Source organism: Paenibacillus sp. N22P23 (assembly GCF_059383735.1).
The window spans coordinates 2,142,536-2,166,335 of the sequence record NZ_JBXENT010000001.1 but is presented as its reverse complement, the minus strand read 5'-3'; the positions used below and the strand labels follow the sequence as shown (position 1 = coordinate 2,166,335).

Annotated in this window: 19 protein-coding genes; 14 read left to right on the top strand and 5 right to left on the bottom strand. The window is 50.9% G+C overall.

Annotated elements, in window-relative coordinates; genetic code table 11:
- Window positions 1-8 precede the first annotated feature (8 nt).
- Entirely contained in the window at window positions 9-1,421 is a 1,413-nt protein-coding gene (locus tag AC506A_RS10145; protein WP_495460800.1) for a spore germination protein, read from the bottom strand.
- A gap of 179 nt (window positions 1,422-1,600) precedes the next feature.
- On the opposite strand from AC506A_RS10145, the gene AC506A_RS10140 reads away from it, so the two are divergent.
- Together AC506A_RS10140 and AC506A_RS10135 are read left to right on the top strand one after the other, a co-directional pair.
- On the top strand, window positions 1,601-2,386 hold the full coding sequence (locus AC506A_RS10140) for a phospholipase D-like domain-containing protein (protein WP_495460799.1): 786 nt from the start codon (window positions 1,601-1,603) through the stop codon (window positions 2,384-2,386).
- 167 nt (window positions 2,387-2,553) lie between these two features.
- Complete coding sequence (locus AC506A_RS10135; RefSeq protein WP_495460798.1) at window positions 2,554-5,703, top strand: PAS domain S-box protein; 3,150 nt, start codon at window positions 2,554-2,556, stop codon at window positions 5,701-5,703.
- A gap of 300 nt (window positions 5,704-6,003) precedes the next feature.
- Here AC506A_RS10135 and AC506A_RS10130 read toward each other — a convergent pair whose 3' ends face one another.
- Both AC506A_RS10130 and AC506A_RS10125 read right to left on the bottom strand, forming a co-directional pair.
- The gene (locus AC506A_RS10130; protein WP_495460797.1) at window positions 6,004-6,672 is read right to left on the bottom strand and encodes a putative endonuclease domain-containing protein; all 669 of its coding nucleotides are present in this window, start codon (window positions 6,670-6,672) and stop codon (window positions 6,004-6,006) included.
- Window positions 6,673-6,833: 161 nt separating this feature from the next.
- On the bottom strand, window positions 6,834-7,643 hold the full coding sequence (locus AC506A_RS10125) for a helix-turn-helix domain-containing protein (protein ID WP_495460796.1): 810 nt from the start codon (window positions 7,641-7,643) through the stop codon (window positions 6,834-6,836).
- A 146-nt stretch (window positions 7,644-7,789) separates the two neighbouring features.
- Here AC506A_RS10125 and AC506A_RS10120 point away from each other — a divergent pair, with 146 nt between their 5' ends.
- From AC506A_RS10120 to AC506A_RS10100, 5 genes are all read left to right on the top strand, one after another.
- Window positions 7,790-8,599 carry a phytanoyl-CoA dioxygenase family protein gene (locus tag AC506A_RS10120; RefSeq protein WP_495460795.1) on the top strand — a complete coding sequence of 270 codons (810 nt, stop codon included), beginning with the start codon at window positions 7,790-7,792 and terminating at the stop codon, window positions 8,597-8,599.
- A 151-nt stretch (window positions 8,600-8,750) separates the two neighbouring features.
- The gene (locus tag AC506A_RS10115; protein ID WP_495460794.1) at window positions 8,751-9,497 is read left to right on the top strand and encodes a phytanoyl-CoA dioxygenase family protein; all 747 of its coding nucleotides are present in this window, start codon (window positions 8,751-8,753) and stop codon (window positions 9,495-9,497) included.
- A gap of 55 nt (window positions 9,498-9,552) precedes the next feature.
- Window positions 9,553-10,401, top strand: a complete 849-nt coding sequence (locus AC506A_RS10110; RefSeq protein WP_495460793.1) for a helix-turn-helix domain-containing protein — start codon at window positions 9,553-9,555, stop codon at window positions 10,399-10,401.
- A 197-nt stretch (window positions 10,402-10,598) separates the two neighbouring features.
- Entirely contained in the window at window positions 10,599-11,726 is a 1,128-nt protein-coding gene (locus tag AC506A_RS10105; protein ID WP_495460792.1) for a metallophosphoesterase, read from the top strand.
- Window positions 11,727-11,801: 75 nt separating this feature from the next.
- A complete protein-coding gene (locus AC506A_RS10100; RefSeq protein WP_495460791.1) occupies window positions 11,802-14,087 on the top strand; it encodes an alpha/beta hydrolase family protein in 2,286 nt (761 codons plus the stop codon).
- A 132-nt stretch (window positions 14,088-14,219) separates the two neighbouring features.
- Here AC506A_RS10100 and nagB read toward each other — a convergent pair whose 3' ends face one another.
- Window positions 14,220-14,957 carry a glucosamine-6-phosphate deaminase gene (nagB, locus tag AC506A_RS10095; protein ID WP_495460790.1) on the bottom strand — a complete coding sequence of 246 codons (738 nt, stop codon included), beginning with the start codon at window positions 14,955-14,957 and terminating at the stop codon, window positions 14,220-14,222.
- A 284-nt stretch (window positions 14,958-15,241) separates the two neighbouring features.
- Here nagB and AC506A_RS10090 point away from each other — a divergent pair, with 284 nt between their 5' ends.
- Genes AC506A_RS10090 through ptsP form a run of 5 tightly spaced genes read left to right on the top strand, consistent with a single transcriptional unit; the run spans window position 15,242 to window position 20,179 of the window.
- Window positions 15,242-16,114 carry a PRD domain-containing protein gene (locus AC506A_RS10090; protein ID WP_495460789.1) on the top strand — a complete coding sequence of 291 codons (873 nt, stop codon included), beginning with the start codon at window positions 15,242-15,244 and terminating at the stop codon, window positions 16,112-16,114.
- A gap of 36 nt (window positions 16,115-16,150) precedes the next feature.
- Window positions 16,151-16,651, top strand: a complete 501-nt coding sequence (locus AC506A_RS10085) for a PTS sugar transporter subunit IIA (protein WP_495460788.1) — start codon at window positions 16,151-16,153, stop codon at window positions 16,649-16,651.
- A 29-nt stretch (window positions 16,652-16,680) separates the two neighbouring features.
- Window positions 16,681-18,129, top strand: a complete 1,449-nt coding sequence (gene nagE, locus AC506A_RS10080; RefSeq protein WP_495460787.1) for an N-acetylglucosamine-specific PTS transporter subunit IIBC — start codon at window positions 16,681-16,683, stop codon at window positions 18,127-18,129.
- A 13-nt stretch (window positions 18,130-18,142) separates the two neighbouring features.
- Window positions 18,143-18,403 carry an HPr family phosphocarrier protein gene (locus AC506A_RS10075; RefSeq protein WP_495460786.1) on the top strand — a complete coding sequence of 87 codons (261 nt, stop codon included), beginning with the start codon at window positions 18,143-18,145 and terminating at the stop codon, window positions 18,401-18,403.
- Between the two features lie 12 nt (window positions 18,404-18,415).
- Window positions 18,416-20,179 (top strand): phosphoenolpyruvate--protein phosphotransferase, encoded by a 1,764-nt coding sequence (ptsP, locus tag AC506A_RS10070; protein WP_495460785.1) that lies wholly within the window; start codon window positions 18,416-18,418, stop codon window positions 20,177-20,179.
- Between the two features lie 102 nt (window positions 20,180-20,281).
- Here ptsP and AC506A_RS10065 read toward each other — a convergent pair whose 3' ends face one another.
- Entirely contained in the window at window positions 20,282-21,301 is a 1,020-nt protein-coding gene (locus AC506A_RS10065) for a LacI family DNA-binding transcriptional regulator (RefSeq protein ID WP_495460784.1), read from the bottom strand.
- A gap of 133 nt (window positions 21,302-21,434) precedes the next feature.
- On the opposite strand from AC506A_RS10065, the gene AC506A_RS10060 reads away from it, so the two are divergent.
- Together AC506A_RS10060 and AC506A_RS10055 are read left to right on the top strand one after the other, a co-directional pair.
- Window positions 21,435-23,225, top strand: coding sequence for an L-fucose isomerase (locus AC506A_RS10060; protein ID WP_495460783.1), 1,791 nt, complete (start codon window positions 21,435-21,437; stop codon window positions 23,223-23,225).
- 27 nt (window positions 23,226-23,252) lie between these two features.
- On the top strand, window positions 23,253-23,681 hold the full coding sequence (locus AC506A_RS10055; RefSeq protein ID WP_495460782.1) for an RbsD/FucU family protein: 429 nt from the start codon (window positions 23,253-23,255) through the stop codon (window positions 23,679-23,681).
- Window positions 23,682-23,800: the final 119 nt, after the last annotated feature.

The following is a 23,800-nucleotide window of genomic DNA, read 5'->3' as shown; positions in this document are numbered from 1 at the left end:
TGGAACTCCTAGCGTGAGGACGATTTGGCGTGCTTTCTGGCTTTATCTATCCATTGCACCGGTGCACGTACGATCATATCGAGCCAATTGCCAGGTGACATGTATGCACCGGCACCACCGAACGCATTTTTTCCAGACAGCTGGATGACGAACAAGGCAAGCCCGATAACGAGCCCGAAGTTGCCAAGTAAACCAGCCAGTACAATGATAGCAAACCGAAATAGCCGGATTGCCGAGCTCATGGAATAGCTGGGGATGACAAAGGATGCAATTGCAGATATCGAGACGGAAATAATGAGAATATTGCTTGTGATTCCGGCTTGTACAGCAGCTTGGCCAATGACGATACCTCCGACGGTGCCGATGGTTGTCCCAACTTTGGTTGGCAGACGAGCACCCGCTTCACGCAGCAGCTCGATGGTAAACTCCATAATGATGGCTTCCATTAAAGGCGTAAACGGAACCTTGTTGCGAGACTCCATCAAGTTATTTAGCAGCGAAGGCGGAATCATCTCGTAGTGGTAGGTGACAACAGTAACATAGAACGCCGTAAAGCCAAGCGTAATAAACAATGCGATATACCGGAGAAGCCTTATAGCGGAAGAGACTAGCCATGACATGTAATAATCGTCTGGTGAGGAGAAAAATTCATAGAAGGTAGCAGGTGCGCTGAATGCAACCTGGCTTCCATCCAACAGACCGACCAGATTACCTTTTGCGAGCTTACTCACTGCTACGTCTGGTCGTACAGTTGTCAGAAACTGCGGGAAAATTGTGAAAGGTCTAGGATCCAAATATTGCGTGAGCGTGTTCGTGTCGAGTACGGTATCCGTACGAATGGCATGAAGTTTCTCGCACATCAGCTGCAGATCGTCGGGGTCGGCTACGCCTTCCAGATAGAGCAGAGACATCGTCGACTCTGACTCGCTGCCGAGCTTGAAGGAGAGCGATTTTAACCGGGCGTCCTGAAGTCGTCTGCGGATGAGGGATAAATTTGTGCTTAGCGATTCCGTGAACGAATCCTGCGGTCCGCTGATGGCGGTTTCTGTATCCGACGAGGTGATGGAGCGGGCGTCCGGCGAATAAGAGTCGTACAAATAAGCTTGCCCGCTGTAGTAAATGGCAACTTGTCCGCCAAGTATGCCTTGAATTAACTGTTCCGATGAAGTGGCTTTTACATATTGGGATTGTGTCAGCTGCTCTTCGATTTTTGCCTCATGGTTGTCAACTGCGCCGAATGGCTCCAGCACATCCTTGCGCAGTTGTTCTTTTCCCGTCAGATGAGCGAAATAAATCAGATCTATGGCATGAAGGGGGAACTTCTGGTGTACGAGGTCAGCACAATGGTTGAGCGCGTGAAGCGTCCGGCTAAGCATTTCAGGTTCGGTTTTCTTCCCTGCATCCTTCACAAGAAATTCCACACTTTCTTCGTATCCTATAATGGCCTTGCTTTAGTATGAAGAAGGGCTGGGATTTTTATGCAAATAGAAGGGAGTGGCAGCTGTATCGTTTGTAAATGAACAGTAAGAGTCCATTGGCTGATGTTTGCCTCTTCGTGGTAAACTAGGAGAAAACGGGCAAGTGAAGGAGCCAATTCAGCATGAAATTCTTGAAATACATCCTTTCCGTTATCCTTGTGGCAGCTTGTGCCGCGGTAGGCGTTATTTATGCCTCTTCCTCGTCCTCCGAGCCCGCTATCGTGAAAGACATCGAAGCGGAATGGGCGTTTACGCAGGCTGGCGGACAGCCAGATCAACTGCTGATAGGCGTGATCAATGATGCCGAAACTTCGCTTGATATCGCGATTTACAGTTTGACGAAACCGGACATCGTCGATGCGATCAAGAAGGCGAAGAAACGTGGGGTTGCCGTTCGTATCATAACCGACAAAACTCAGTCGGGCGGCAAAGCACAGAAAGAAGCGCTCAAGCTGCTTGGCAGCGCGGGTATTCCGATGAAAATCAACAAGCACAGCGGGCTCATGCATTTGAAAATGACGATCGCCGATGGCGCCATTGCGACGACGGGTTCATTCAATTATTCGAAATCGGCGAGCACCGACAACGATGAAGTGCTGATGGTGCTTCGGAACAGCGAGGTTGCCGAGTCCTTCGCAGCGCAATTTCAAGAAATGTGGGAGGACACGGGAGGCTTTCAAGCGATTACGCCGATTATCGCAGAGGATGCGCTTGAAGTTACATCGCCGCTGGATGAAGCGGAGGATTCCGCTGCTACTAAGGATGGCAAGACTTCGCCGGGCGAAGCCGTTGTTTACCGGAGCTGCGCTGCCGTTAAGGAAGCCGGCAAAGCCCCGCTGCACAAAGGGGATCCAGGCTACAGTACGAAGCTTGACGGTGACAAGGATGGCATTGCTTGCGAGAAATAGTAGGAGAAGGCCCGCGCTGTATGCGGGCTTTTTTGATGCCCATTCACTCGACATAAGTCGACAAAAATTAAGGACTTTAATAGAGGATTTACTCGAACGAATGTCGAATAAATGCTAAAAGAAGGATAAATATGTTTACGACTTACAGCTGGGGAGTTGACTGCCACTTGAAAAACTTTCTTCAAAAAAGCATTAAGATCAACATGCTAAACAGCAGACTCCGTATGCTAGGTGTCATATTCGTACTCATCGTCGGTGTTTTCTGCACGGCAATTTTCTCTTACTTTGAGCTGGATCATCAAGAACGCGATATTCATCATCAACTGAATCAAACCATTAGACTGCAGCAGCAGTATATTGATAAATGGATGTCCGACCGAATGTCGGAAATTAGTATGATTGCTAGTCTTCCTACAGTAACAAAGTGGGAGCGAAATGAGATTGCCTCCATACTGAAATTGTCCCAAAGCAAACATACGGAATTTAAAGCTATGAGTTTGATCGACGAAGCCGGCTTTAGCGCTTTAACCAAAAGTGATTTGAACGTGAAGGACCGGGCATATTTTATCGCTGCGCAGCAAGGCAAAGAGTCCATTTCGGATGTGATTGTGTCACGAAAAGATGGAAAGCGGATCATCGTGTTCGCGGCGCCGGTACTCGATGCGACCGGACAGTTTATTGGCCTTGTTGCCGGAACGGTTGATCTGACGACAATTGAACGTTTAATGAAGCAATTCGCTTATGGGAAGAGTGGACAAACCTATCTCGTCGATTCGGATGGGATGTTAATTACGGGAGACAGCCTGGGAACAGGAGAATTCGATTCGAAGCCTATTCAGTCTGCCATTGTAGAAAGGGCAAAGACGGGCAGCAAGTCCAAATCTGCCTATACGAATTATCGTGGAGAAATCGTTTATGGCGCGTACAATTATGCGAATAACGGCAGATGGCTTGTGATCGGTGAAGCGGCCAAGGCGGATGTGTTTGCCTCGCTCTATACGGAGCTCAAATATACGAGTTTATTTATTCTGCTCGCGATGGCGGCAGCGGTCTTCATTATGTTCCGAACAGCGAGGAAGATCACAGAGCCTATTAACCATCTGTTAACCGGCGTGAAGATGATCAAAGAAGGCGGCTACCATTACCGCATCGAACCTGAAATGTTAAAACATGCAACACTGGAATTTCAGCAGCTGTGCAGACTGTATAACTCTATGTCGGATACCATTGTGCATCAGATCGGGGCTCTAAGTGCCGAACGGAACTTTGCCTCTTCGATTATCGAGACGGCTGCTTCTCTCGTTGTAGTCATCGATCCGGATGGACGCATCATTCGGTTCAATCATAGCTGTGAAACGATTACCGGCTATCAATTCGAAGATGTTCAGGATCGATCCATCTTTGAGTTTCTCGTTCCTAGTGAAGAACAGGCGGCTGTACGCGTGCATTTCGGTAATTTGATGACAGTGAATGGGAAGACTCGTCACGAGAATCACTGGCGTACACAGGCCGGAGAACTGCGGCTGATTGCTTGGTCGAATACGATTCTGGAGGGGCAGCAAGGCGAGCAGCATTCCATTATTAGCATCGGCATTGATGTGACGGAGCAGCGTTTGGTTGAGCAGGCGATGATTGAGAATGAAGAGCGGATCAGACTGTTGGTCGGGTCGATGGACGAAGTGGTGTCTACTTTTGATACGGAGTTGAAGCTCACAGGTGTTTATGGCAGATCTATGGATTCGAACATCCATGATCAGCATCCCTTCTATTCCGGAAAGACCATTCATGAGCTGCTCAATGCCGACAACGCGAAGCTTCATGTAGAAGCCCAGCAGAAAGCGCTGCTAGCGCGAAACACGGTATTGGATTGGTCGATCAGCTCGCCGACAGGTTCGACTTCTTACCACCAAACATCCTACTCGCCACTCCGTGACAATGCTGGCCGTGTGAAAGGCGTCGTGTCCGTCAGCCGAGAAATTACGCAGCTGAAGCAAGCGGAGGAAGCATTCCAGGTAACGCAAGCCAGTTTGAATAATATTTTGGAAAGTATTACGGATGCGTTTATGGCGCTGAACAATGACTGGACGTTCTCCTATGTCAACAGCGAGGCTGAACGGATTCTCGGCAAGAATCGCGAGATTATTATGGGCAGGCTGCTATGGGATTGCTTCCCTAAGATCATCGGGACTGCCATATTCAACTCTTATCGAGAAGCGATGGAGCAGCAGGTGCCGGTCTTCGCGGAGGAGTATCTTCCGTTCCTGCAATCATGGTATGGGGTGCATATTTATCCTTCGAAGGATGGACTGTCCATCTATTTCCAGAATGTGACGAAGCGCAAAGAGCTGGAGCAAGCGGCAAAAGAGAGCGAATCACGACTGAGCACCATTGTCGAAACGGTCCCGAACGCGATTTGCGTCGTGGATGCAACCGGACAAATTACGATGGCCAACCAGATGGCGGAGGATATTTTCGGATTAGATAAGGAAGCGATTCTTAGTCGAACCTATGCGGATGAGGCTTGGATATTGTACGATTTTAACGGAGAGCTGATTCCGAAGGACGACTATCCGGTCGCACATGCATTTCGAACCGGGCAAGTGGTGTCCAATTGCGAATTCGTGTACAAGCGGGCCGACCAGTCCACGGTCATGGTTTCCTGTAATGCTTCTCCTGTTATCGACAGCCATGGGCAGATTACTAGTGTGCTGGTCTCACTCTCGGATATTACTAGCCGGATTGCTGTGGAGTCCAAGCTTCAACTGGCTAATGAAGAGCTGAAGAAACTGTCTTCCTTGGATGGGTTGACTGGCGTGTACAACCGGAGATACTTCAATGAGCAGCTGCGCGTGGAGTGGGAGAAACATGTGGTCGATCGTGCGCCATTGTCGCTAATTATGCTGGATATTGATTTCTTCAAAAGCTACAATGACACCTACGGTCATCAAGGCGGTGACATGTGCCTTAAGAAAGTCGCATCCGAGATTCGAGATTCGCTCCACATGCCTGATTCTTTCATCGCTCGTTATGGGGGCGAGGAATTTGGCATCGTGCTTCCAAATACGACGAAACTGCAGGCTGCCGAATTGGCGGAGTTCGTAAGAATACGGGTGGAGAATAATCGCATTCCTCACAGCAAATCGACGGTGAGCACTTATCTGACGATCAGTTTGGGAGCGGCGACTTTGATACCGGATTATGAGCAAGACGAGGAGAAACTGATCGCTAACGCAGATAAATGCCTCTATGAAGCGAAAAAGACACGCAACCGCGTCGCCGTTTATGAACAGATAGAAGTGACAATATCTGAAGGATAATTGATAGAACAGAAAAAAGCCCGCGTTCGGGCTTTTTTCTGTTTCCATAAGGGTACTGCGTGCTGAAGATGGAAAATGTTGCATAAGAAGCAACAAAGTGATGGGGAAACAGCTTGCATCTTGAAATTGTTGCTTGGAATGCAACATTTGCCGCCACTTTGAGCTTTACAGGCAACTTTCCAGCGGAAATGTTGCAGTTTGCGCAACAATTGCTCAAGAAAGAATTGAGAGTTGGTTGAAATAATGCATAATATGCAACATTTTGCATCGTGTGAGGTATTGCACCTGGCCTTGAGGAAGCTATAACAAATGATAAACAGCACCTTCGGTTAACTCGTAGCAGGTGGTATAGCTGTTACGAGTTATTGGTTGCATCAGACCACGACGGGCCAGGTTTTGCAGTAGGTTTCGAGCGCTGCGGAAGCTTATATGAAATTGAAGCATAACATCCCTAGGTCGTACCGATTTGCTTAGCTGGAGTGCGAACCGAAGCACATCTTTCTCATCTGCTGGGAGCAACTCCGTTGAATGCGGTCGAATTAGGTAAGGGCCGATAACCAACTGTAGCAGCATGCGACATACATCGGGTCGTTTAAGCACATCGTCAAAGGAGAAATGAATCATTTTCCAACCCATTCCCGTCAGAAAGGTATCACGATTGAGCGAATAACTGAAACTTTCTCGGTCCATATCTTTGATATGGCTTTGATAGCCGTCGCATTCCAAGCCAAATCGTCCGTAAGGAGGGAGAAACGCGAAGTCTAGAAATTGTGATTTGCGGTTCCAGTCATGAATTTCATACTCCGGATGCAAATGCTCGAAACTGCCGAATAGCGGCCACCACACATTTTGCAGCAATAGTTTTTCCGCATATTGATGCCCTCTTAATAATCTCCCTTTGCGCTCTCCTAATCGCTTGGACAGATGCAGTTTCAGAAACCGTGCATGCTCTTCTTCAAAATCCAACATGATTACAACTTCTCCTTTCTCCCTATGGAAATAAAAAAAGAACGCCTCTTTCGCCGCGTGCGGCAAAAAAGGACGTTCTTCGTCTAGATTCAGTATAGCACATGGAAGTAGTTGGGAGATATAAGTGTTTGGAACTAGTAAGCGCTCCCCTTCCCGCCTCCTTACAACTCGCGATGTTTATACGCACGCGGATTCATACCGTACCGTTTGCGAAATTGACCTGCGAAATGGTTGTAGTTCTGGAAGCCGACATCGAGTGCGACCTCAGAGGCTTGGCGGTCGGTGTGCTCCAGTAGGAGGGCCGCTTGGCGGATGCGCATGTCGTTAAGTGAATCAACAATGGATGATCCGGTTGATTCCTTATATAAATGCGACAGCCTTGATGGTGATAGGCCGACTGCTCTGGCCAGCTCATCGATTCGAATCGGGTCCTGCATACGCGATGAGAGCAAATGCCGAATCTCTTCAATACGAGGATCCACCTGCCTCGAAAGCCGCTGGGCGAGCAGCAGCAGGATTTCACGCATCGTACTTTCGCATAACTCGTTCCAGTACAGGCTGCGCTCGATGGAATCGGAGATCAGCCGGTTGAACGCTTGATAGATGCGATTCCGTGCCACGTTGCTGTCGATCGCATGTATAAGCAGTCTCTCGCTTGGGAGCAGGCTGGTTTCCATAAATCGCGGCGTGAAGTGTGCCCAGACGAAATTCCATGTGCTGCCCTTACGAGTGCCATATTGGTGGGGGACACCTGGCTGCATCAAGGTCACATCGCCCGTCTGGCAGAATCGTTCCTCTCCATCAATCAGAAAATACCCCTCGCCTGCGAGCGTATAAGTAATGAGCCAATCCCCCATCCCTTCCGACCGTTTAATGGAGTAGTTGTCAGGCTGTTGAAAATGGTTGGCGATGACCATATTTCCGCCTTGTTCCTTGATATAGGACGGTAATTCGGGTTCCTTCGCGCTCATGTCCGGCTCACTCCTCTTACACTCATTATAGCAGGATTGTAGGAGTAATTAGCAACATACATACTTCTGTATCAGCGTGGAATTATCTACAATAAAAGTACAGTGATGTACTGTCATCATCTACTTATTTACTAGGGGGAAGAGGAATGTCAGACGCTTTGCGAGTTCTCACAGCCGAACAAAAGCAGCAATTCGATAAGGAAGGTTATCTCATTGTGAAGGGATTGTTCTCACCCTCACATCTAACTGAAATTGTAGAGACCTTTGATACGATGAGCCATGAGACGATTCCGGGCTATTTTGAGCCCAACCTTAAACCGGACGTTACCGATCCGCTGCAGCGTTATCCGCGTGTTATGCATCCACACCGTTTCAACGAAACGGCGAAGAAATATATGCTTCATAACCCAGTTATGGAAGTGCTGGCTGATCTATACGGAGAAGAGGCGTATGCGGCGCAAAGTATGTTCTACTACAAGCCGCCGGGATCCAGAGGCCAAGCGCTTCATCAAGATAATTTCTATTTGCAGGTCGAACCCGGGAACTGCATCGCAGCATGGACGTCAGTCGATGATTCTTATGAGGAGAATGGCGGCCTGTTAGTTGTTCCGAAGACTCATGCGCATGAAATTTCATGTCCGGATCAGGCCGATACGACGGAATCCTTCACTACTCACTACGTGAAACCGCCTAAAGACGGTGTTGTTATGCCGGTCATTATGGAGAAGGGGGACGTACTGTTCTTTAACGGGAATTTAATCCACGGTTCCTATCGGAACAAGACGAAGGACCAGTTCCGCCGTGCGTTCATTTGCCATTATGCGAACTCTTCCGCGAGCAAGATTAACGTGCATTACAATCCGCTCTACAAAGCAGACGGTTCTCAAGTCACTCTGGAGGGAAATCCGGACGGCGGTCCATGCGGCGTAGAAATGGGAGAATTTACGTATCATTAATGAGATCATTATGCGAGCCGCAGCACCGGTTGGTGATGCGGTTTGTATGTATTGCCGAAGATATGCATAGTTTATCGGTGAAGATGCGAAGCAGACGGATGGCGAGTCGAGCGATAATAGAAGCAGATAATATCGCTTAGGAGGCATTCCAATGTCCAATATCGCAAACGGTCGATTGACACAAGCAGAAGTCGATTTTTACAATACAAACGGGTATATGCTGTATAAGAACCAAGTATTCGGTGCGGAGAAGCAAGCTGAATTATCCGCCATTTTCGAGGAACAATGGGAACTGGTCGGACGCCGTCTGAACAGCGAGCTCGACACGCCGCATTTCCGCGACGAGCGTCTATTGAAGTTTCTGCTGAGTGATGAAGTGCTTGATTTGGTAGAACCCATCATTGGTCCTAATATCGGTCTGTGGTCGAGCCACTTTATCTGTAAGGAGCCGCTAATTGGCAAACAGACACCTTGGCATGAAGATTCCGCGTATTGGAAAGGCCGTCTGAGCCGTTATGACAAAATCGCTACCGTATGGCTCGCGATTGACCGCAGCTGGAAAGACAATGGATGCATGCGCGTTATTCCGGGTACACACAGCAACGGTTTCTCCGATTATGAAGATATCGATACCGATGACAGCATCTTCACAACGCAGATCAAGAACATTGATGAATCTAAAGCCGTTTATTTCGAGCTCGAACCGGGACAATGCTCGATCCACGATTCGCGGATCATTCACGGCGCTACGCCGAATCCTAGCCCGTTCCGCCGCTGCGGATACACGATGCGTTACTTCTCGACAGAAGCACGCGTTATTCCAGAGAAGAACCCGAACTTCAAGATCTGGCTTGCTCGCGGTAAAGATATCGCAGGAAGTGACTTCGTTAACGTATAATACGGATAACGGTATAAGTACCACACCAGCTACAACAGGCGAAAGGTAGAGTGAGATGAGCGTCTATAAAGGCCCAGAACGATTATTAAACGACAGTTATATGACTTTGTCTGCTCCCTTCCGCCTCTTCAAGCATTCCATTGACGGATTGATCGATACACATTGGCATGAGTTTTTTGAAATGGGCTTTGTCGTTTCCGGAAGTGGTACGCATGTGCTGAACGGCGTGCCTACACGGCTAACGAGGGGTTCGGCATTTCTACTGACCCCAGCTGACTTTCACAGCTTAAAGTCCGATCCCGGAGAGACACTCCAGCTGTATGATTTTATTTTCAAAGAGCAATTTATCCGAGAACCGCTGTTCGAACTGCTCTTCGGTCCGAATACGGAGCATACGTACTGGTACGTTGGTGAAGAAATTGACGCGATTGAACGGGAATACGAACGCGTCTGGGACGAAACGCTGCACTGGCAAGCGGGCAGCGATCTGTTGATCCAAGGCAGTGTGGAGCGATTGCTAATCGACCTGTCACGCAAGTGTAAAGGTACACAGCCGACGCAGGTAGCAACACCTGACCCCATGCAACCGGTTCAATCATCGGTGCGTAAAGCGCTGATCTATATCCAGCATCACTTCCGCGAGGCCATTCCGCTTGAGGAAGTAGCTTCCTATTGCGGACTGTCCGCTAATTATTTCAGTGAATGCTTCCGTAAAGGGACAGGCTCCACCTTCCAAAGCTATGTTCAGGAGTTGAGGCTGCAATTTGCCAAGTCGCTGCTCAAGACGACACAGCTGCCTGTCACGGAAATTTGCTTCGCTTCCGGTTTCAATACGCTGCCGCATTTTGAACGTGCGTTTAAGAAACGATTCAGTTTGCCGCCAAGACTATTCCGGAAACAATAACATAACCGCTCGGTATCACCCGGTCCGGCTCTCGCCCCCCAGCAGAGCTTGACCGGTTTTTTTTTGCGTCGTGCGGAAGGTTATGCCGGCTATAGTGAAATCGCTATTTGCGTCTGGAATCGGTATACTGATAGAAGTGAGTTTTGGACAATCGAAGAACAAAGAAATCGTGGAGAAGCTCCATGCGGGGAGGCACTATGGCAGTCAGATTGACAGTTATTCTATCGATATTTCTAGGCTTGCAGGTTTACATCGGTTGGCATTTGCAGTTATTTATTTCAGAAGCGGGCGGCAATGTCCCGGCTGGGTTGTTTTGGCCGGTGTTTGGTATTATAGCATTCTCTTATATCCTAGCGAGGCTGCTTCGCAAAGCATTACCCGGATTTATGGGGGAAGGGTTGAAATGGATCGGCTCATACTGGATCGCGGTGATGCAGTATAGTGTAATAATTCTCCCTTTCGCCGATTTGGCTGCATGGGGCCTTCGCGCAGGTTCGTTCTCAAACGGAGATTCCATCCTAATAACCGGCCTTGCTGTCATCGTGATTGTCTGCGTCATTCTGGCAGTTGGCTCATTCCATGCATGGAGTCCGATTATTAGGCGCTACGAAGTTACGATTCCGAAGGCTGCAGGCGATATGCGGCAGCTTCATATTGCGGTTGCCTCGGATCTTCATCTCGGGACGACGGTAGGCGGAAGACATTTGCAGCGTCTCGTGGATCGGGTCAATGCGCTGAAACCTGATCTTATGCTGCTCCCCGGCGATGTATTGGACGATGCTGTTGAGCCATTCGTTAAGCATAAATATGGACGCAAACTGGCGGAAATCAAAGCAAAATACGGCACGTTTGCTATTCTCGGCAATCATGAGAATTATGGCGGCGGCGTACCTATTTATGTCGAGGAAATGAAGGAAGTCGGCATTCCGGTGCTGCTTGATGAAACACAGCTCATTGACAATCGATTCTATCTCATCGGGCGCAAGGATAAATCCGATCATAAGCGAAAATCAGCTGCGGAGTTGGTAGAGGGGCTGAATCGGTCGCTGCCGCTTATTCTTATGGATCATCAGCCAAGCTCAATCGGCGATATTGCTAAGACGGGAGTCGATCTTTCCGTACATGGCCATACGCATCGTGGGCAGATGGCACCGAATCATTGGGTGACCAGACGGATATTTGAGCTGGATTACGGTTATTTGCTTAAAGGCCAGCTGCATGCATTTGTTTCTTCCGGGTTCGGTACGTGGGGGCCGCCAATTCGAATTGGTAGTCGAAGCGAGATATTATCGATCAAGGTGAATTTCGGCGAATCCCAGCAATGACAACAAATAGCTGTTGGTTGAGGCCTGAATGCGGCGTATAATCGAGATATAATCTATGAATCCGAGGAGCCAACTATGGAACTTGAACTCATAAATCCGATGCCGGCGCCTCCGGCGAGAGAGCGCTTCTGGAAGAGACTTGCGAGTTGGCTGCTGGATCGGGCTAAACATACGTTTCACTATGACACTACCATTTGGCGGTACGCCTTAGTCGGAGTCTGGATCGTTTGCAGTACATTACTAATTATTGCAGCACTTGGGATGCCGACAGGTATGGGGGTCCTTTTTGACTGCGTGCTTATCGTTCTGCTTGGGGTTATCGTTATCGGGGCAGCAGGTGCGATTGGCGCTTACTTGCTGGCACTTTGCTATGTGCCTGTCCCTCGGCTCACGCTGGCTGTGTTCGCCACTGCCGGGGCAATTGTGTATAAAATCTGTGATGAAACAGATATCGGAAATCCGTTATCCATCATTATGAGCGTTAGCTTCGCCGTAATCGGCGTGATAGGCGGACTGTTTATCGGAGTGCTTGCAAGCCGCCGGATCGCGGTTCTGCTTAAGGTGACGCTGGTTATTGCGATTACGCTGTCCGGTTTGACCTTTGATAAGTGGCCGATGAATGCACAGTCTGCTGCACTTCCTGTGACTGCACTGCCTGTTGAAGATTCAGGTTCGGGAGTAGAACTGCTGCAAGCCGACAATCCGTCCGAGCCCGGACTTTATCGTGTACGTAGTTTCACCTATGGCAGCGGGAAAGATACGCATCGAGACGAGTTCGGCTCTGGTGTGGATATGACTTCACAATCCGTGGATGCATCGAAATACATCAAACGCTGGAACTGGCTGCGCCATTTCTTCTGGGGATTTGATCAGCAAGAGCTGCCTCTTAATGGCCGCGTTTGGATGCCCGAGGAGAAGGGGAATTATCCGCTGGTACTCATCGTTCACGGGAATCACCTCATGGAGCAATTCTCGGACGGGGGATATGAGTATCTCGGTGAAATGCTTGCAAGCAGAGGATTTATTGCTGTTTCAGTCGATGAGAACTTCCTGAATTACTCCTTCTGGGGCAACATCCCGAACAATGATATGAAAGTTCGAGCTTGGATTCTGCTTAAGCATTTGCAGCAAATTTCAGTGTTTAGTGAGCAGAAGGATAATCCGTTCTATCAATCGGTTAACTTGCAGCAAGTGGCATTAATTGGCCATTCCCGGGGCGGACAGGCCGTTGCCATGGCGGCTGACCGCAACAAATGGTTCAAGGATGACAAAACGTTGACCACTTTGAACAACATCAACATTCAAGCCGTTGTTGGCGTGGCGCCGACAGATACGAACGTGGATAAGGTGAAAGCTGAGCTGAAGGACAAATATTATTTGTCGCTGCAGGGTGCAAGCGATGGCGACGTGGATACCTTTAACGGTGAGCGTCAGTATATTCGCACATCATTCTCTCCTGACTCAGATCGATTTAAGGCGACACTTTATATTGGGGAGGCGAACCACAGTCGATTTAATACGGACTGGGGAACGATGGATGACAGCCTGCCCGGCGGTCTGCTGCTGCGAAGAAGCGGTATGATTCCTGCAGAAGATCAGCGTGAAATAGCGAAGGTCTATATCAGCGCATTTCTGGAAGCAGCACTGTATGGGAAGAAGGAATACGAGCCGCTGTTCAGCGACTATCGCACAGGTTTAGAATGGCTTCCACAAGCCACGTACATCAATCGTTACGAAGACAGCAGCTTCTTACCGCTCGCTCGAATAGACGAGGATTACGACAAGTCGAAGATGAGCGGCGGCGTGAAGGCGAAAGCAGAGAATCTGCAGTGGACCGAAGATGGCGCAGAGGACCGAGACGGCAATAAGAAAGGCTCCCGCGGTGTCGTGCTGCAGTGGAAAGAAGAGGATGGCAGCTTTACACTCGAACTGCCGGATACAGTCGGGGGGCAGGTAGGTGAAGCCGGCGACGACAAACAGCTCATCTTCTCGATGACGAACCTCGAACAAGACTTGATGGATGATGATGAAGGGCTTGATATCCCGCTTCCGGACATCGATGTCGAGCTTAAGAGCGAGGATGGCGCAACGGTTCGCCTGCCGCTGGATGAATTCAAACCCGTAACGCCGCTGCCTTACACGATCTTTACGCGGTTTCCGTGGCTCGAGAAGACCATCAAGAATGGCAAGTATAAAGTGCCGACAGAAGCGGTATTTCAGACGTACAATCTGCCATTCAAGCGCTTCGAGGAAGCGAATCCGGCGTTCGACCCTGCCGAATTGTCGCGTGTCACCTTTTATTTCACAAGCAGTCAAGGGAAAGTCATGATGGATGATATCGGGATCAGTGATGAACTGTAATTGAAACACGAAGAGACGTGCCCGGCCAATCCGCTTCCAAGCGGATTGACTGGAACACGTCTCTTTGTCTATCCACCATGAGCGAAATCCAATCTGATCCAACTGGGTTCACGCATTCTTATAACCAAGCTGCTAGGCAAGCCCCTTTACGTGCTTTCCGGCCGCTTCATCAAGCAGCACAACGAGATGAGGGTGAGTTTGCAGCAGAGACGCGGGGCATTCCGTCGTAATCGGTCCGTTCAGTGCCCGGTGTACGATATCGGCCTTGTCCTTGCCTCGTACGACGAGAACGATCATCTTAGCCTGCAAAATCGTGCCGACGCCCATCGTGATGGCTTGGAGCGGAACCTGCTCCGGCTGATCAAAGAAACGAGCATTCGCCAGGCGTGTCTCTTCGGCCAGTTCCACGATATGCGTGCCGCGCAGTAAGGCATGGGCGGGTTCATTAAAGCCGATATGCCCGTTATGGCCTAGGCCAAGCAGCTGTAAATCGATCGGACCGACGCGTTCGATCAGCTCGTCATAGCGGCGGCATTCTGCATCTGGGTCTGCCGCGTTGCCATTAGGGATATGAGCCTGCTCGGGCTGCAGGTCCACATGGGCAAATAAATGTTCCTGCATATAGCTGCGATAGCTTTCGGGATGATTGCTCGGCAGACCTACGTATTCGTCCAAATTAAACGAGGTAATCCCGCGAAAACTGACCAGACCGCGCTTGTAATCTTTCACGATCTGCTCATAAATGCCGACCGGCGTTCCACCTGTGGCTAAACCAAGCACCGCATGGGGATTCGTCTGAACGAGGCTGGTTATAATATTTGCCCCGGCTTCGTTCAATTTCTCCTGAGAATCAAAGGTCAACATGTTCATGCGAATCCACACTCCTTGCAAACAATGGTTGTAGGTTGCCCAGTTGCTTATATCTTGCATGCAATACCGATAGCCGATGGAATAAAAATCCTTGTTGACGATATCGCTTTCATGCTCTATATTAATTTCATTACGAACATGAATAAACAAGCCATTTGGCGTGTTACTAGCCCGACTAGGCATGAGCCAAGGAAAGAGTTCGCACCGGAACAAGAAACCCGGTGGCTCTTTCCTTGGTTTTTTTGCGTTCAAGTGGGGATTTTAAGGGCAAAGGAGGGTTATTCGTGGGGGTTCAGGGCTTGCTTCTTCGGATTGATCGCATTGTGGGCAACAATGTCCTTCTATCGATTGATCCGGTATCTTCGCTGGAATACGTGCTGTTCGGTAAAGGACTTGGCTTCGCCTTTAAAGGTCAAGCGCACATCGATGCGGAGGACCCACGCATCGAGAAGAGATACCGGCTCGATGATAAAGATCAAGCACGCCAGTATCAAACTTTGCTTGAGGAGCTGGATCCGGCTGTTATCCGAATATCCGAGCAGATCATCGACGACGTGCAGAAGCGGCGCGGTTCACCGGTTGACCCGAAAGTTTATTTCGCACTGCCGAGCCATATTCAATTTGCGGTGTATCGGCTCCGTAATGGAATGGACATCACGAATCCATTCCTGTACGAAACGAAAATGTGCTATCCCGAGGACTATGACGTCGCCACCCGCGCGGCAGAGATGATCAGTAATCAATTCGATGTCGTCATACCAGAGGATGAAATCGGCTTTCTGACGTTTCACATTCATTCGGCATCCGGAGCCGTGTCGGCTGGACAACTTGTCAGGCTGACGGAAGCGATGCATGCGATAGTCGAACGGATCGAGAACTGGCGAGGAAGGCCGGTTTCCAAGGATAGCGGCGATTACGTACGGCTCATCACTCACTTACGGTATGCGCTTGAGCGGATCATCCAGCATAAAGTGGTCGACAATCCGTTCGTCAAGGAGTTGTGGGATCAGTTCCCGGATGAGCTTAAGCTGGCGCGGCAAGTGGCGCAGATGATTCATGAAATGCTTGGCGTGGAAGTCCCTCAGGATGAGATCGGATATCTCATGATGCACTTATACCGGTTAAACCGATCCATGGATATAGGCGTTCAATCCTAACAACCTGACATTAAGATTAATAAGGAGTGGGGCATTATGATATCTAAACTTTTTGGCGGGAAAGCCTCGAAAAAAACAGTAGACATCGCAGCACCGGCAACTGGAGAGCTTGTTCCCCTGCAAAGCGTACCGGATGATGCATTCGCGCAAGGTTTGATGGGAGACGGCGTAGCGATCGAACCGTCGGAGGGGGTAGTCGTTGCGCCGTTCGACGGCGTGATCAGCCATGTTATCGATACGCATCATGCTGTTATCGTGGAGCATTCGTCCGGCCTGCAGCTGCTGATTCATATCGGCATTAACACGGTCGCACTGAAGGGTGAAGGCTTCAAGGCGTTGGTAAACACGGACGATAAGGTGAAAACCGGTCAGCCGCTCATCGAATTCGATCCGGCATTCATTCGTAGTTCCGGGTATTCTACGGTAACGCCAATCATTGTCGTGAACGAAGAAGGGGCAGAGAAGGTGGATTGTTCGTTCCATACCGTAAAAGCCGGCGATCCGGCAGCTTTAAAAGTGACGTTACGCTCATCATAATTTCATTCACCTAGGAGGATAAGACATCCATGTTAGCTTTCTTGCAAAAAATCGGGAGGTCGTTGATGCTTCCCGTAGCAGCTTTACCGGCAGCGGCGCTGCTGCTGCGATTCGGTAATATCGATTACGTCAAGGATTTCAATATGGCCGGGGCAGGCGAGTTCCTGAACAAGTATATTGCTCCATTCCTGGCCGCAGGCGGCGCTGCGATATTTGACAATTTGCCGCTCATCTTCGCAATCGGGGTTGCGATTGGATTGGTCGGCGATGCGGTTGCTACTTTGGCCGCGGTCATTGCCTATTTGGTGCTGACGAATGTATTGACGAAGGTCCCGACCGTATTTACGACCATGGTCGATCCGGAGACGAAGCTCAATATGGGCGTCCTAGGCGGGATCCTCGCAGGTCTTGTCGCATCGTACTTATACAAAAGATACCACGATATCAAGCTTCCGGATTGGTTGGGTTTCTTTGGCGGCAAACGGTTCGTGCCGATTATTACCTCGTTCGTCATGGTCGTGGTCGGTCTAGTATTCGGCTTGATCTGGGGGCCGGTACAAGAGGCGCTGGACGAATTCGGCCGGTGGATCGTCGGGCTCGGCGGCGTTGGCGCGTTCATCTTCATGACGGCCAACCGTTTATTGATTCCATTCGGACTTCATCACGTTATTAATTCCATTGCTTGGTTCCAGATCGGCGACTATACGGATGCGGCCGGCAATGTGGTACATGGCGACTTGCATCGCTTCTTCGCTGGAGACAAGACCGCGGGCATGTTCATGACGGGCTTCTTCCCGATTATGATGTTCGCCTTGCCGGCAGCGGCATTCGCGATCATTCATACGGCAAAGCCGGAGAAACGAAAGATGGTTTCTTCGATTTTCATCGGTACGGCGCTTTGTTCGTTCTTGACCGGGATTACGGAGCCGCTGGAATTCGCCTTTATGTTCGTGGCACCGCTGCTTTACGTCGTGCATGCGATCCTAACAGGGGTTTCCGCGTGGGTTGTCACCGAGCTCGGCATCCATCACGGTTTTGGATTCTCGGCAGGCTTCCTGGATTACGCCATTAACTACCCGCTCGCAACTAAGCCCCTTCTGCTGATACCGATCGGCTTGGTGTACGCAATCGTTTATTATGTGTTGTTCCGCGTCATGATCGTTGCGCTTAATCTGAAGACGCCGGGACGAGAAGACGATACCGCCGAAGAAGCGGCGATCGCGAAGCCCGGCAGCAGTTCCGAGGATGATAAAGCGGAGCGGGTGCTTGCGGCGCTTGGCGGCTCGGATAATATTGAGAGCATCGATGCGTGCATTACCCGACTGCGTCTGGTCGTGAAGGACGATCAAGCGGTCAACGACTCGGAGCTCAAGAGACTCGGAGCAGCAGGCGTCATGAGATTGGGCAAAGGCGCGGTTCAAGCGATCTTCGGAACGCAGTCGGAGCGGCTGAAGGAGCAAATTAAACGCAAGATGTAGAGGAGGAGTAAGGATGGAGCAATCATTCGTAGTAGTCAACCCGACGGGCATTCATGCCCGTCCGGCTAAAAAAATCGTCGAGGCTGCGAAGCTGTGCGGCGGTACGGTATTCCTTGAGAAGGAAGGCAAGAAGGTGAGCGCGAAAAGCCTCGTCAATGTGCTTACGCTCGGTGCCAAGCTTGGGGATTCGGTAACGGTAAGCGCTGAAGGAGAGCAGGCAGAAGCTGCGGTTGAGGCGATCGGAGCGGTGTTTGCAGCCGTGGAAGTACACTAGGAGGCTGAAGCCATGGCACAGTGGGAATTGAAGGGGGTTGCCGCGTCGGAAGGCTTGGCGATCGGCCGTGCGGTTGTGATGCGCGAGGAGGCTGGCCCTCAAGAAACGGAATATATCGAGGCAGGCCGTGAGGAGGCGGAGCTTGAGCGATTTGCTGCGGCAGTCGCTTGGGCTACTGACGAACTGGAGTCGCTGCGCAGCCGAATGGCGACCGACGGACGGGAGCAAGAAGCCGAAATTTTCGAAGCGCACCTCATGCTGTTAGAAGACGAGGAGCTGATCGGGCAGGCGCAGGAGTCCATCCGTGCGGAACGTTACACGGCTGAATCGGCCATGTCTGATGCAGCGGAGAAAGTGGCAGAGCTGCTTGCCAGCTTGGACGACGCCTACCTGAAGGAGCGGGCTGCCGATATCCGCGACGTGAGCCGCCGGGTGCTTCGCGCACTGCGCGGCGGAAGCGGTACGGAGACTGCCGGGAGTGCCCATGGGGAAAATGCTGCCGACTCCACCGCTACGAAATCGATCTTGTTCGCACATGATCTGACGCCGTCCGATACGGCGCAGCTTGATCCGGCAGCGGTAGCCGGATTCGTGACCGCGATTGGCGGCCGTACATCGCACTCAGCGATTATCGCCCGCTCGGTGGGCATTCCCGCGATTGTTGGCGCGGGCAAGGCGCTTGACGAAGTGAAGGATGGCCAGCTTGTGATCGTGGACGGGAAAGCAGGCGTTGTGCTAGTGGAGCCGACGGATAGCGAGCTTGCGCATTATAGCGAACTTCAGGTCGATCAGGCGGCAAGGCGGGAGCGTCTAAATGCGTTCCTCGGCTTGCCGACGGTAAGTGCCGACGGTCATCGCGCGGAGCTAGTGGCCAACATCGGGTCCGTTCAGGATGCGCAGCAAGCACGGCGGCAAGGCGCGGAAGGGATCGGCTTGTTCCGCACCGAGTTTCTGTATATGGGACGTCCGGATTTGCCGACGGAAGAAGAGCAATTCGCTGCTTACCGAGCGGTGGCAGAAGTGTTCGGCGGCGATGCGCCGATCGTCATACGCACCATGGATATCGGCGGGGATAAACAGCTGCCTAGTCTACAGCTCGAACATGAGGATAATCCATTCCTCGGCTACAGGGCAATTCGGATTTCGCTCGATCGCCCTGACTTGTTCAAGACGCAGCTGCGGGCGATTCTGCGAGCCAGCGCATTCGGCAATCTGAAAGTGATGTTTCCGATGATCGCCACGCTGGATGAATGGCGAAGGGCCAAAGGGCAGCTGGAAGCGTGCAAGCAAGAACTCGCTGCGAAGGGCGTTCCATATAACGAGCGGATTGAGGCGGGCATTATGATCGAAATTCCCGCAGCAGCCTTGCTGGCTGATCGCTTTGCACGCGAGGTGGACTTCTTCAGCATCGGAACGAACGATTTGGTCCAGTACACGATGGCTGCCGATCGGATGAATCCGAAGCTCGGTTACTTGTCCGATCCGCTTCATCCGGCAGTGCTTCGGCTAATCGAGATGGTCATCCGGGCCGCCCATCGGGAGAAGAAATGGGCAGGCATGTGCGGCGAAATGGCCGGCCAACCGATGGCGCTGCCCATCCTGCTCGGCATGGGTCTCGACGAGTTCAGCATGAGCGCTTCGGCGGTATTGCCGGCTCGCGAGCTCATTTCTACCCTTCATCGCGGACAGCTTGCTGACCTGGCCGATAAGGTGCTGGAGCTGGAAGACGCGAATGCAGTTCGTGAATATGTAGAACAGCATGTTAAGGTGCTTTGAGAGCTTGAATAGGTAGTAACAAAGGACCGGAAGAAGCCGTTAGAGGCTTTTCCCGGTCCTTTTTTTCTAGGAGCTAAATCTAATCTGATCCAGTATACCGTTCTAGTCCTGCTTCTTCACCGACCGCCTCACGATGATCTCAGCAGGCAGCATGACCCGCTTCCATGGAGGCATGCTGTTGCGCTCCTGAATACGCTCAATCAACATTTGCATCCCTAAATAACCGAATTGATAGGCTTGCTGCGCGGCAACCGTGATGAATGGATCCATTTCGGAATTCAACCCGAAATCATCGAAGCAGACAACCGAGATATCTTCCGGAATGCGCAGTCCGCGTTCGCGAAGCAGCCGAATGAGGACGACCGCTAGGACATTGTTTCCCGCCATAATTGCAGTAGGCATCGATTCGCCAACCAAACTATCAATCCATTGCCCCATAGCCTCCACATCCAAATGCGGACCGAAGGTGGTTTCATGAACGTCCTGCGCGCGCAGCGTCAGATCGTTCAGCTTCATCGCTTCTTGGAATCCTTGTAAACGGAGGCGTGCGCTCGAAATCGAAGGAGAGCCGTTCACGAGTGCGATATGACGATGCCCTTGCTCAACTAGATGCTCAACCAGCGAGCGTGCGCCATCCTTGCTGTCACCGAGCACGATATCGCAAACGATGCCGGGCACCTCGCGATCGAGGAGAACAAACGGAACGTTATGCTTCCGAAGCTGCTCCAAGTGTGGAAGCGACGGGTCGCCTGCCGGTGCCAGCAGTGCGCCGTCAACCCGAGTCGTAAGTATCGTATTGATATATTCTCCTTCCTTCTCAAGGCTCTCGTCGCTGTTGCCGAACAGCAGGCGGTAGCCTTGTTTGCGTGCAGCATCCTCGGCACCGCGCGCGAGCGTCGTATAGAAAGGGTTCATAATATCCGTTATAAGCAGGAACAAGATTCGGGTTTGCTGTAATACGAGACTTCGCGCCATCTGATTAGGCACATAACCCAGCTCATCCATAACCTTTTTCACTTTCAAACGGGTTTTCTCGCTGATCTTGCCAGTGTTATTGATAACTCTCGAAACGGTCATTGCCGACACATTCGCTTGCGCCGCAATATCATAGATTGTAACCATGCTATCCGTACCCCTTATCGACAAATCATGCACTAATGATATACAACAAACGGATTGACAGCAAGCGGTTTCATTGCTATTTTAAGGTTATCGGTAACATCAATTCAAAACAGTGATAATGGAGGGGTAAGCTGTGGCAGATATCAGCACTCGATTTGAATCCTCATTTCCTAAGATCGGGATTAGGCCCGCGATTGATGGCAGACGCAAGGGAATCCGCGAATCGCTGGAAGAGCAAACGATGGAGATGGCGAAGTCTGTAGCCAGACTATTCTCGGAGAATCTTCGCTATCCAAACGGGGAACCGGTGGAATGCGTGATTGCGGATACATGTATTGGCGGCGTAGCAGAAGCTGCGGCTTGCGGCACTAAGTTTGCACGGGAGAACGTTGGGGTGTCCATCACCGTAACGCCTTGCTGGTGTTATGGCACGGAAACCATCGATTTGGATCCTTCCATTCCGAAAGCGGTTTGGGGCTTCAACGGTACGGAGCGTCCTGGCGCTGTCTATTTGGCGGCTGTATTGTCCGGTTACGCGCAGAAAGGGCTTCCTGCATTCGGCATATACGGTAACGAAGTTCAAGATACAGGCGACACGTCGATTCCAGCGGATGTACGCGATAAGCTGTTAGGATTTGCTCGTGCAGGTCTGGTCGTAGCGTTAATGAAAGGGAAAACCTACTTGTCCATGGGCTCGGTTTCTATGGGGATCGCAGGTTCGATCGTCAATGATGCGTTCTTCCAGGAATATCTCGGCATGCGCACTGACTATGTGGATATGACAGAGTTTGTCCGCCGGATGGAGCAGGGCATCTACGATCCTGCCGAATACGAGCAAGCGCTGGAATGGGTGAAGAAGAACTGCTTGGAAGGGCCGGACAACAATCCGGAATCCATTCGAACAACCCGTGAACAGAAGGATAAGGATTGGGAAACCGTTGTCAAAATGACGCAGATCGCACGTGACCTCATGGTCGGCAATCCGAGACTAGATGAACTAGGTTACGGTGAGGAAGCACTTGGCCATAATGCCATCGTTTCAGGTTTTCAGGGACAGCGGGCGTGGACAGACCACTTCCCGAATGGTGATTTCATGGAGGCGATTCTGAATTCCTCCTTCGACTGGAACGGCATTCGTGCGCCATACATCGTGGCGACTGAGAATGACAGCTTGAACGGCGCAGTGATGCTCTTCGGCACCCTCCTGACGAATACCGCTCAAATCTTCGCCGATGTGCGTACGTTCTGGAGCCCGGATTCCGTTGAACGCGTGACGGGCCACCGTTTGGAAGGACATGCCGAGAACGGCATTCTGCATCTGATCAATTCCGGTCCGGCAACGCTTGACGGAACAGGTCAGCAAGAACGTGACGGCAAACCGGTGATGAAGCCTTTCTGGGAAATCAGCGAGGAGGAAGCGCAGCGCTGCTTGGATGCTACCTCATGGCGCCCGGCTTCCTTGGAATATTTCAGAGGCGGCGGCTATTCGTCGGATTATTTGACCCGCGGCGGTATGCCGATGACAATGTCCCGCATCAACCTGGTGAAAGGGATCGGGCCGGTTCTGCAAATCGCAGAGGGGTATTCGGTCGACCTGCCGGAGCATGTCCATGATACGCTCGACAAACGGACGGATCCGACATGGCCGACAACTTGGTTTGCACCAACATTGACCGGCAAAGGTGCGTTCCGCAGCGTGTATGATGTCATGGACAATTGGGGCGCGAACCATGGCTCCATCAGCTATGGCCATATCGGCGCGGATCTGATTACACTTGCTTCCATGCTCCGTATTCCGGTCAATATGCACAATGTGGCGGAGGAGAACATTTTCCGTCCGCGCGCTTGGTCGCTGTTTGGTACGGACAATCCGGAGAGCGCCGACTACCGTGCATGTAACAATTTCGGAGCGCTGTACAAATAAGATTAAAAACCTCAAGGAGGATCAATCATGCTCTACGGAATCCCTAATATAATCTCCCCTGAATTGCTTAAGATCTTAATGGAAATGGGACACGGCGATGAAATCGTCATCGGGGACGGCAATTACCCTGCAGCCAGCAACGCGCAGCGCTTGGTTCGCTGTGATGGTCATAATGTGCCGGAGGTACTGAGCGCCATTCTGCAATTGTTCCCGCTGGATCAATACGTCGAGAAGCCGGTGACGCTCATGCAGGTTGTGCCGGGTGACAAGGCAGAGACGCCGATCTGGGGCACCTTCGAAACGATCATCCGCGAGCGGACCGGGAAGACCGAGACCTTCGAAATGATTGAACGATTCGAGTTTTACGACCGTGCGCGCAAAGCCTATGCAATTATCGCTACAAGTGAAAGTGCCTTATATGCCAATCTCATTCTCAAGAAAGGCGTTATCGTCTAACTTGAACGAATCCAATACAACTAAAATGAATTACAGCATTAAAGACCCTGTTTCCCGCTAGTGGATTCGGGGTTTTATGTTGTAGTAAGTTTGTTGGCACAAAAGGCACTTCATGGTTA

Excerpts from the sequence above, each read along its gene's own strand:
- AC506A_RS10140 (WP_495460799.1), top strand. The coding sequence starts at position 1,601 with ATGAAATTCTTGAAATACATCCTTTCCGTTATCCTTGTGGCAGCTTGT.
- AC506A_RS10130 (WP_495460797.1), bottom strand. The coding sequence starts at position 6,672 with ATGTTGGATTTTGAAGAAGAGCATGCACGGTTTCTGAAACTGCATCTG.
- AC506A_RS10125 (WP_495460796.1), bottom strand. The coding sequence starts at position 7,643 with ATGAGCGCGAAGGAACCCGAATTACCGTCCTATATCAAGGAACAAGGC.
- AC506A_RS10120 (WP_495460795.1), top strand. The coding sequence starts at position 7,790 with ATGTCAGACGCTTTGCGAGTTCTCACAGCCGAACAAAAGCAGCAATTC.
- AC506A_RS10115 (WP_495460794.1), top strand. The coding sequence starts at position 8,751 with ATGTCCAATATCGCAAACGGTCGATTGACACAAGCAGAAGTCGATTTT.
- AC506A_RS10110 (WP_495460793.1), top strand. The coding sequence starts at position 9,553 with ATGAGCGTCTATAAAGGCCCAGAACGATTATTAAACGACAGTTATATG.
- AC506A_RS10105 (WP_495460792.1), top strand. The coding sequence starts at position 10,599 with ATGGCAGTCAGATTGACAGTTATTCTATCGATATTTCTAGGCTTGCAG.
- AC506A_RS10100 (WP_495460791.1), top strand. The coding sequence starts at position 11,802 with ATGGAACTTGAACTCATAAATCCGATGCCGGCGCCTCCGGCGAGAGAG.
- nagB (WP_495460790.1), bottom strand. The coding sequence starts at position 14,957 with ATGAACATGTTGACCTTTGATTCTCAGGAGAAATTGAACGAAGCCGGG.
- AC506A_RS10085 (WP_495460788.1), top strand. The coding sequence starts at position 16,151 with ATGATATCTAAACTTTTTGGCGGGAAAGCCTCGAAAAAAACAGTAGAC.
- nagE (WP_495460787.1), top strand. The coding sequence starts at position 16,681 with ATGTTAGCTTTCTTGCAAAAAATCGGGAGGTCGTTGATGCTTCCCGTA.
- AC506A_RS10075 (WP_495460786.1), top strand. The coding sequence starts at position 18,143 with ATGGAGCAATCATTCGTAGTAGTCAACCCGACGGGCATTCATGCCCGT.
- ptsP (WP_495460785.1), top strand. The coding sequence starts at position 18,416 with ATGGCACAGTGGGAATTGAAGGGGGTTGCCGCGTCGGAAGGCTTGGCG.
- AC506A_RS10065 (WP_495460784.1), bottom strand. The coding sequence starts at position 21,301 with ATGGTTACAATCTATGATATTGCGGCGCAAGCGAATGTGTCGGCAATG.
- AC506A_RS10055 (WP_495460782.1), top strand. The coding sequence starts at position 23,253 with ATGCTCTACGGAATCCCTAATATAATCTCCCCTGAATTGCTTAAGATC.